Source organism: Lentzea sp. NPDC060358 (genome assembly GCF_042725365.1).
Taxonomy (GTDB): domain Bacteria; phylum Actinomycetota; class Actinomycetes; order Mycobacteriales; family Pseudonocardiaceae; genus Lentzea.
The window spans coordinates 1-8,003 of record NZ_JBHXCW010000306.1 but is presented as its reverse complement, the minus strand read 5'-3'; the positions used below and the strand labels follow the sequence as shown (position 1 = coordinate 8,003).

General features: G+C 71.9%; 10 protein-coding genes. 1 reads left to right on the top strand and 9 read right to left on the bottom strand.

All coding sequences use genetic code 11. From position 1 onward, the window contains the following. Positions 1-81: 81 nt before the first annotated feature. The 3 genes from ACFWGZ_RS37165 to ACFWGZ_RS37155 are packed head-to-tail and all read right to left on the bottom strand — an operon-like array spanning position 82 to position 2,804. Entirely contained in the window at positions 82-477 is a 396-nt protein-coding gene (locus ACFWGZ_RS37165) for a DUF2752 domain-containing protein (protein ID WP_382456280.1), read from the bottom strand. A 9-nt stretch (positions 478-486) separates the two neighbouring features. Further along, a complete protein-coding gene (locus ACFWGZ_RS37160; protein ID WP_382456279.1) occupies positions 487-1,122 on the bottom strand; it encodes an NUDIX domain-containing protein in 636 nt (211 codons plus the stop codon). Beyond that, entirely contained in the window at positions 1,119-2,804 is a 1,686-nt protein-coding gene (locus tag ACFWGZ_RS37155; RefSeq protein ID WP_382456278.1) for a CTP synthase, read from the bottom strand. Before ACFWGZ_RS37155 ends, ACFWGZ_RS37160 begins: the two co-directional genes overlap by 4 nt. A gap of 178 nt (positions 2,805-2,982) precedes the next feature. Between ACFWGZ_RS37155 and ACFWGZ_RS37150 the strand changes: the two genes are divergently transcribed. Then, positions 2,983-3,666, top strand: coding sequence for a hypothetical protein (locus ACFWGZ_RS37150; protein ID WP_382456277.1), 684 nt, complete (start codon positions 2,983-2,985; stop codon positions 3,664-3,666). A 3-nt stretch (positions 3,667-3,669) separates the two neighbouring features. Here ACFWGZ_RS37150 and ACFWGZ_RS37145 read toward each other — a convergent pair whose 3' ends face one another. The 6 genes from ACFWGZ_RS37145 to ACFWGZ_RS37120 all read right to left on the bottom strand — a co-directional run bounded on the left by ACFWGZ_RS37145 (position 3,670) and on the right by ACFWGZ_RS37120 (position 7,867). Then, complete coding sequence (locus ACFWGZ_RS37145) at positions 3,670-4,608, bottom strand: copper transporter (protein ID WP_382456276.1); 939 nt, start codon at positions 4,606-4,608, stop codon at positions 3,670-3,672. Beyond that, positions 4,605-5,789, bottom strand: a complete 1,185-nt coding sequence (gene steA, locus ACFWGZ_RS37140) for a putative cytokinetic ring protein SteA (protein WP_382456275.1) — start codon at positions 5,787-5,789, stop codon at positions 4,605-4,607. The genes ACFWGZ_RS37145 and steA overlap by 4 nt, the downstream gene beginning before the upstream one ends. A 63-nt stretch (positions 5,790-5,852) precedes the next feature. Beyond that, a complete protein-coding gene (locus tag ACFWGZ_RS37135; protein WP_382456274.1) occupies positions 5,853-6,290 on the bottom strand; it encodes a hypothetical protein in 438 nt (145 codons plus the stop codon). Next, complete coding sequence (locus ACFWGZ_RS37130; RefSeq protein WP_382456273.1) at positions 6,287-6,718, bottom strand: hypothetical protein; 432 nt, start codon at positions 6,716-6,718, stop codon at positions 6,287-6,289. The genes ACFWGZ_RS37135 and ACFWGZ_RS37130 overlap by 4 nt, the downstream gene beginning before the upstream one ends. Then, complete coding sequence (locus ACFWGZ_RS37125; RefSeq protein ID WP_382456272.1) at positions 6,715-7,284, bottom strand: hypothetical protein; 570 nt, start codon at positions 7,282-7,284, stop codon at positions 6,715-6,717. The genes ACFWGZ_RS37130 and ACFWGZ_RS37125 overlap by 4 nt, the downstream gene beginning before the upstream one ends. Continuing rightward, on the bottom strand, positions 7,277-7,867 hold the full coding sequence (locus ACFWGZ_RS37120; protein WP_382456271.1) for a hypothetical protein: 591 nt from the start codon (positions 7,865-7,867) through the stop codon (positions 7,277-7,279). Before ACFWGZ_RS37120 ends, ACFWGZ_RS37125 begins: the two co-directional genes overlap by 8 nt. Between the last annotated feature and the right edge of the window lie 136 nt (positions 7,868-8,003).

Here is an 8,003-nt window from a genome sequence, read left to right as displayed (position 1 = left end):
GTGGTACGGGGGTGCGGGGGAGGTGCCGCGAGGCGTCCACCCGGGCCGCGCAGAACCCGGTGAGGATTGTGGGTCACCGCACTAGATCCCGGCGAGGTTGCGGCCGACGCCCCACACGGCCGCGATGACGAGAACGGCGACACCGACCCGTTTGGGCACGGATCGCCGTTCCCCGGTCCACTTGTCGCGCGTCCACCGCCCGAACAGCCACACGGCCAGAGGGACGCCCAACGCGAGCAACACCGCGTTGTAGTGGAACGCGCTGACTACGTCGCCGTGCAGCAGCGCGTGCACCATGCGCGTGGCACCGCATCCGGGGCACTCGAGCCCCGTGAGCCAGTTGAACGGGCACTTCGGCAGCAGGTTGCCGGGCTGGTTCGGGTCGACGAACAGCAACAGCACCGCGCCCGCGCCCGCCGCCGCGAGAACGCCGAAGGGCGCCTTCAAGCGTGCGAAGGCGCCCTTCACCGTCTGCATGGGTCCAACCTACTTCTTGCGCGCCACGAACCGGGTGGGCTTGTCGCGGAAAGGCGCGTCGGCGGGGCGCGGTTCGGCCCGCCCCTCCAGCACCTCGCGGGCCGCGAGCAGCCCGGCCACCGTGGACGCGTTCACGATCTCGCCGGCCAGCGCCATCCGCACGGCCTCCTCGACCGGGAAGCGGTGGACCTCCAGGTCCGCCTCCTCCTCGCCCTGCACGTCGCGGTCGACCTCGGACAACTCGCGCGCCAGGAACACGCGCACGACCTCGTCGGTGAACCCAGGCGACGCGGCGACGTCGACCAGCACGTGCCACTGCCGGGCGTCGAGCCCGACCTCCTCGGCCAGCTCGCGGCGGGCGCCGACGACCGGCTCCTCGCCCTGGTGGTCGAGCAGGCCCGCGGGCAGCTCCCACAGGTGCCGGCCGAGCGCGTGCCGGTACTGGTGCACGAGCGTGACCTGGCCCTCGTCGTCGACGGCGACGACCGCGACCGCTCCCGTGTGCTCGACGATCTCGCGCTTGGCCGTGCCGCCGCCGGGCATCTCGACCTCGTCGACGCGCAGCGCCAGGATCCTGCCGACGTGCAGGTCCTCGCTGGAGACGGTGCGGAAGTCGTGCCTGGCGCTCCCGGGATTCGACGTCACTGCTTCGCTCCCGCCGTCGCCAAGGGGAGGCGGTCCGCCACCCGGTAGTCGATCGCGGCCTTCACGAACGCCGCGAACAGCGGGTGCGGCTTCGTCGGACGCGACTTGAGCTCCGGGTGGGCCTGCGTGGCCGCGTAGAACGGGTGCACGTCGGCCGGCAGCTCGACGAACTCGACCAGGCGGCCGTCCGGCGACACGCCGGAGAACACCAGGCCGGCGTCGGTGAGCTGCGCGCGGTAGGCGTTGTTGACCTCGTAGCGGTGGCGGTGCCGTTCGGAGACCTCGGTGGTCCCGTAGGCGTTCGCGACCACCGACCCCGGCGTGAGCTTCGCGATGTACGCGCCGAGCCGCATCGTGCCGCCCATGTCGCGCTGACCCGCGACGACGTCCTGCTGGTCGGCCATCGTCGAGATGACGGGCGAGCCGCCCTCCTCGAACTCGCTCGAGTTCGCGTCCTCGACGCCCGCGAGGTTGCGCGCGGCCTCGATGACCATGCACTGCAGGCCGAGGCACAGGCCGAGCGTCGGCACCCCGCGCGTGCGGGTGTACTTCAGCGCGCCGATCTTGCCCTCGATGCCGCGCACGCCGAACCCGCCGGGGATCAGCACCGCGTCCATGCCCGACAGCGCCCGCGCCGCGCCCTCGGGCGTCTGGCACTCGTCCGACGGCACCCACTTGATCTCGACCTTGGCGTGGTGCGCGAACCCGCCGGCGCGCAGCGCCTCCGTGACCGAGAGGTAGGCGTCGGGCAGGTCGACGTACTTGCCGACGAGCGCGATCTTCACCGTCTCGGACGGGTTGTGCACGCGCTCGAGCAGGTCGCCCCACACCGTCCAGTCGACGTCGCGGAACGGCAGGTCGAGGCGGCGCACGACGTAGGCGTCGAGGCCCTCGGCGTGCAGCACCTTCGGGATGTCGTAGATCGACGGCGCGTCCACGGCCGCGACGACGGCGTCGGTGTCGACGTCGCACATCAGGCCGATCTTGCGCTTGAGCGAGTCCGGGATCTCCCGGTCCGCGCGGCACACGATCGCGTCGGGCTGGATGCCGATGTTGCGCAGCGCCGCGACGGAGTGCTGGGTGGGCTTGGTCTTGAGCTCACCGGACGGCGCCAGGTACGGCACGAGGCTGACGTGCAGGAAGAAGACGTTGTCGCGGCCGACGTCGTGGCGCACCTGGCGGCAGGCCTCGAGGAACGGCAGCGACTCGATGTCGCCGACCGTGCCGCCGACCTCGGTGATGACGACGTCGGGCTTCACGCCGTCGGCGTCGGGCTCGGCCATCGCGCGGATGCGCCGCTTGATCTCGTCGGTGATGTGCGGGATGACCTGGACCGTGTCGCCCAGGTACTCGCCGCGCCGCTCCTTGGCGATCACCTCGGAGTACACCTGGCCGGTGGTCACGTTCGCGTCGCCGCTCAGATCCCGCGCGAGGAACCGCTCGTAGTGGCCGATGTCGAGGTCCGTCTCCGCGCCGTCGTCGGTCACGAAGACCTCGCCGTGCTGGAACGGGTTCATCGTGCCGGGGTCCACGTTCAGATACGGGTCGAGCTTCTGCATCGTTACCCGCAGGCCGCGCGAGGTGAGCAACTGGCCGAGGCTCGAGGCCGTGAGCCCCTTGCCCAGGGAGGACGCGACGCCTCCCGTGACGAAGACGTGCTTGGTCGTACGTGCCTGCTGCACCAACGGGGCTCCCGTGAAAATCGTGGGGGCCGAAATCCCCCTATCCACGGGCCATAACGCTAACACGCCACCGGTCACACAGCGCACCACGACCCGGCAGATCACATCACCCGATCGGCGCAGCGGGGGCTTTTTCGAACCTCCCACGGCACGGTGCGGCATCGGGAAAAGTTGTCACGTGACCTTCGACGTGGCAGAGAGCGCAGCACGGGCCGTGCACGACCGTTCGGCAGCGTGGCGTTTCATCGAGGGATTCGCGGCCGAGTGGGCCGAGCCGATCGAGGCCCGCGACGGCTGGGACCACGCCGACCTGAACGCCGCCGAGCGCCGCCTCGGCGTGCGGCTGCCGGGCGCGGTGCGCGACGCCTACGCGTTGTTCGGCAAGCGCCCCGACCTCACGAGCAACCAGGACTGGCTGCTCGCGCCGTCGGAGCTGCGCGTGGACGACGACGTGCTGGTCTTCCGGGACGAGAACCAGTCCGTCGCCGCGTGGGGCGCCTCGCTCGGCGGCGAGGACCCGGAGGTCCTGGTGAAGCTCGACCTCGTGGACAGGCGGGAGGAGCACTGGGACACCTGGCTGCCCCGCTTCTCCCTGGCGTGCGTGGAGATGGTGCTGTCGGAGTCGCTCTTCCGCGACGGGGCCCAGACGGCTGACAGGGAGATGTCCGGGGCGGACACCTCCCTGTTGCACGAGCGGTTCGTCGCGCTGCCGGTGCGCGGTCCCGGTACCCGCTGGTTCGCCGGCGACGACGTGATCGTCCGCGAGGACCTCGACGAGTGGCTGTGGGCCCGCGCCCGCACGCCCGAGGCGCTGGAGCTCCTGCTCGAGCAGGTCCCCGGCGACTGGACGACCGAGCACTGAGGATCAGCCGGCGGCACCCGGCGAGGACGCCTCGGCGTTGCCCGCGACGCCGTAGCGGCCCGAGCGGCCCTCCAGCTGCTCGCGCAACGCCATCACGACGACGACCTGGCCCGCCGGGGAGTCGGCGTTGTCCACCGTGGACAGCACCGACGTCGCGTTGGTGTCCGCGCGGACCACGCCGATCGCGCCGGTGCCGTTCGCGGACCCGTTCCCGCCGGCCAGCACGACGCCCGCGCCGGACCGGTCGAGCTGCGTCGCGAACCGCGAGATGGTGGACGCGCGGTCGGCGGCCGAGTCGCCGGTCGCGGCGCCACCGGTGAGCACGATCGCGAGCTGCGCGGGCTTCACGCCCGAGGTGGCCTTCACGAAGCCCGAGTTCGACAGGCCCGCGAGCGCGGCCGCCGCCTCGTCCGCCGTGGACTGCGGTTCGTTGGTGGACGGGTTGAGCAGCAGCAGCGTGCCGAACAGGCCGCCGGCGCGGGTGCCGGGGTCGACGGCCGTGGGCAGCTGCGACCCGGCGGGCTGCAGCCGTGCCACGAGGTCGCGCAGCTGGTCGCCGCGGGACGGGTCGGTGAACGCCTCGGTCAGCTGCACCTCGCCGGTGGCGGTGGCGCCCGCGGCCTTGAGCAGACCGGTCAGGGCGTCGCGGTCGGACGGGCGCGCGTCGGCGGTCGTGACGATCACGACGGTGCGGTCGGTGAGCCGGTCCTTGACCGCGAGCGGTCCGACGGAGGCGGCGAACTCGTCCGCCTCGCCCAGCTTGGCGTTCAACGCGTTGCGGTCGTTCTGCAGGTCGTTCACCTGCTGTGCCAGCGAGTTCTTCTCGTCGCTCAGGCCGGACAGCAGCCGTCCGCTGATCGCGGTCGACCCCAGCACCACCCCCACCGCGAGCGCCAGGAACACCGCGGTGATCGAGACTATGTGGTAGCGCAGCGTGATCACGACAAGAACCCCTTGAACCAGTTGACGACGGATTGCCAGCCGTCGACCACGATGTCGACGTAGACGTGACCGACGCCGGACACCGCGAGCGCCGCGGCCATGGCGGCGATCGCTGCGGCCACCAGCAGGACGATCACGCCCAGCGAGACCCGGCTGCGGTGCAGGGTCGCGACGGCCTCCCCGTCGACGAGCTTGCTGCCGAGCTTCAGCCGGGTGAGGAACGTGGAGGGGTTGGAACCGGAGTGCCCGCGGTCGAGGAACTCGCGCAGGGTCGCGCGCAGCCCCACCGTGACGACCAGGGACGCGCCGTGTGCTTCGGCGAGCAGCAACGCGAGGTCCTCCGCGTTGCCGGAGGCGGGGAAGGTCACCGCGCCGATGCCGAGGTCCTGGATCCGCTGCAGGCCGGGCGCGTGGCCGTCGGTCTGCGCGGGGACGACGACCTCGGTGGCGGCGCGCAGGGACGCGGTGCCGATGCCGTCGGGGTCGCCGACGATGATGTCCGGCTTGAGCCCGGCGTCGATCAGGGTGTCCGCGCCGGTGTCGACGCCGATCAGCACCGGCCGGTACTCGCGGATGTACTTGCGGAGCTTGCGCAGCTCCTCGGCGTGCGACGGCCCGCCCGCGACGACGAGCACCTGCCGGTCGCGCATCGGCACGTAGACCTCGGGCACGCCGACGCCGTCGAGCACGAGCGCGCGTTCGCGGCGCAGGAACTCGATCGTGTTGGCGGAGAACGCTTCCAGCTGCGCCGACATGCCGGCCTTCGCCTCGATCATGGCGTCGGCGATGCTCTCGGCGTTCTGCTCGACGCCCCGCGCGAGCTCGCGCTCGCCCGCGTAGACGACACCGTCGAGCAGCCGGACCTTGGTGCCTTCCTTGATCTCGCGCAGCGCGACCGCGCCGGCGTTGTCGATCAGCGGGATGCCCGCCTCGATCAGCAGTTCCGGGCCGAGGTTGGGAAACCGCCCGGAGATCGACGGCGACGCGTTCACGACGCCGACCACCTCGGCCGCCACGAGCGCTTCCGCGGTGCGCCGGTCGAGGTCGACGAGGTCGAAGACGGCGACGTCGCCGGGACTGATCCGCCGCACCAGGTCGCTCGCGCGCCGATCCACCCGCGCGACGCCCGTGACACCGGGTAGTTCGTGGTTGGTGCGGCTCAGCAGCCCGGAAAGCTTCATGGGCCGATAGTGACTCACGGTGCGCATGCGACCGGTGAGGCACGCCGGGCGTTCGCCGCCTGGTCAGTCGTCGGGGTGAACCACCACACCGGCGAACGCGAGCACGACCGCGGCGACGAGGATCCAGATCCCGGTGCCGAAGCCCGCCTCCAGGCCGGGGTCGATCGCGATGTTGCCCTCCCGGTGGAAGCTGATCGCGTTCAGCAGGTAGACGAAGAGCATCCCGGTGACGCCCGCGAGTGCCGCGGCTCCGGCGTAGGCGACCTTGCGCCAGCGGACGCCGAGCAGGATCACCGCGGCCGCCACGACGACCGGGACGGCGAACAACGGGCCGTGCTCGTCCTTCGTGCCACCGAAGTGCGTGCTCCAGCCGGTGGTGACGTAGGCGGTCTGCGGCTGGCCGGGGGCCAGGCGGATGAGCAGTTCCGAGAACGGCAGGAACGTCGCCGCGACGGCCGCCGCGGCGGCCACGGCGAGCAGGACGATGCCGAGGAGCTTCACGCCGCCTCCCTCTGCACGGCGATGGCCCCGGCCAGCGCGGCGAGCGTGCCGACCACGAGGAACACCAGCCCGAACCCGAGCGCGAAGTCGCCCTGCTGCTCGACGGCGTGACCGCGTTCGGAGACCAGCAGCACCGCGGTGATGCCGACCGCACCGGCCTGGGCGGCGGCACCGGCGAGCGCGGCCCTGGCGACCCAGACGCCGGCGACGAGCAGCGCGGCCGTGACGGCGATGGGCACGCCGTACCAGGGCGACAGGTCACCGGCGGGCCAGTCGCCGGGCTTGTTGAGGACCTCCGTGCCCCAGGCCCTCACCACGACCTCGACCCCGCCCGCGTACACCGTCGAGTACCACGGCAGCACCATGGCCGTCGCGGTCAGCACCACCCCGGCCGCGATGAGCGCGACCGCCGTCGGTCTTCCGATCACTGCGGCTCCTGCTGTCGCTCGATGCCGAAGGGCGGCGTGTCGTCGTCGGGGTCGAGCTGGTGCACGACGACGGCCTGTTCCGGTTGTGGCCGGTGGGGTCTGCGCTGCGCGAGCACGGCGCCGACCAGTCCGGCGAACGCTCCCGCGACCAGCAGGTACGTGCCGGCGTGGAAGGTGTACTCGAACGACTCGCCGCCACCGGGCCACGACTCCCTGATCTTGCGCTCGTGCAGGACCTGGGTGACGTAGTAGAACACGATCCCGGCGAGCGCTCCGGCGGCGGCCATCGCCAGCGCCCGTCCCCTGTCCCGGACCAGGAGCACGGCCGCGAGGACGAGCAGCGCGGCGCTGAGCGCCACCGGCGTCCCGGCCGCGTAGAAGGCGGGCTCGTCGTCCTGCACGCCGGTCTGCTCGTCGGACACGACGACCCACAACGTCGTGGACACCGACCGGTCGGGCCCGTAACCGTGGAAGACCGTCTCGTACGTGGTCTGGAAGCTGCCGACGACCACCGTCACCGCCGCCAGCACGAGCAGCGCCGACGCGACCTTCCGCAGGTCAGCCATTCTTGGGCTCCACCACCACGGGAAACCCGTACGGCGGCGTGTCCGCGTCGTCCGGTTCGTCGTCGATCTGGTGGATCACCACACCGTCCCGTGCCCCGGCCTCCTGCGGGCGCGGCAGCTCCTGGTGCAGCACCGCCGACACGACGCCGACCCCGGCGGCCACGACCAGCAGCGTGATCCCCGGCCCCTGCCCGACCTGGAAGGGGACCGGAACGGGCAGGTCGGATTCCTGCAGCCGCCGCACGGTCGTCTGCACACCGCTGACCGCCGACCAGGCCACCCCGGCGAGCACCCCCGCCCCGAGCAACGACCCGACCCGCGCCGCGGGCACCCGGAACGCCACCACGGCGGACAACGACATGACCACCGCGGCCCCGACGACCGCCGTGCCGAGCTCCAGGGGTTCGAGCGCCAGCACGGGGCCGAGGTCGTCCTGCTCGACTGACCAGAGCGTGCTCTCGAACCAGAGCGTCCGCCCCCGGAACGGCACCTGCACGGCGTAGGCCGACAGGAACGTGGCCGCCACCGCGAGGCCGGCCGAGACGAACACCAGCACCGCCCCGAACACCCGGCGCGTGGTCACAGATCCGGTCCACCTTCCACCGCACCACCGTGTGCGTCCGCTGACCGGTGATCGGTCACGAACCCATCATGCCGAACGCGGGCGGCAAGAGCGGGCCGATGAATCCTCGTAAGCGGGAAGCGGAGAGTGAGCTTTT

Coding starts and splice junctions, on each gene's coding strand:
- ACFWGZ_RS37165 (WP_382456280.1), bottom strand. CDS start 477: ATGCAGACGGTGAAGGGCGCCTTCGCACGCTTGAAGGCGCCCTTCGGC.
- steA (WP_382456275.1), bottom strand. CDS start 5,789: ATGAAGCTTTCCGGGCTGCTGAGCCGCACCAACCACGAACTACCCGGT.
- ACFWGZ_RS37125 (WP_382456272.1), bottom strand. CDS start 7,284: ATGGCTGACCTGCGGAAGGTCGCGTCGGCGCTGCTCGTGCTGGCGGCG.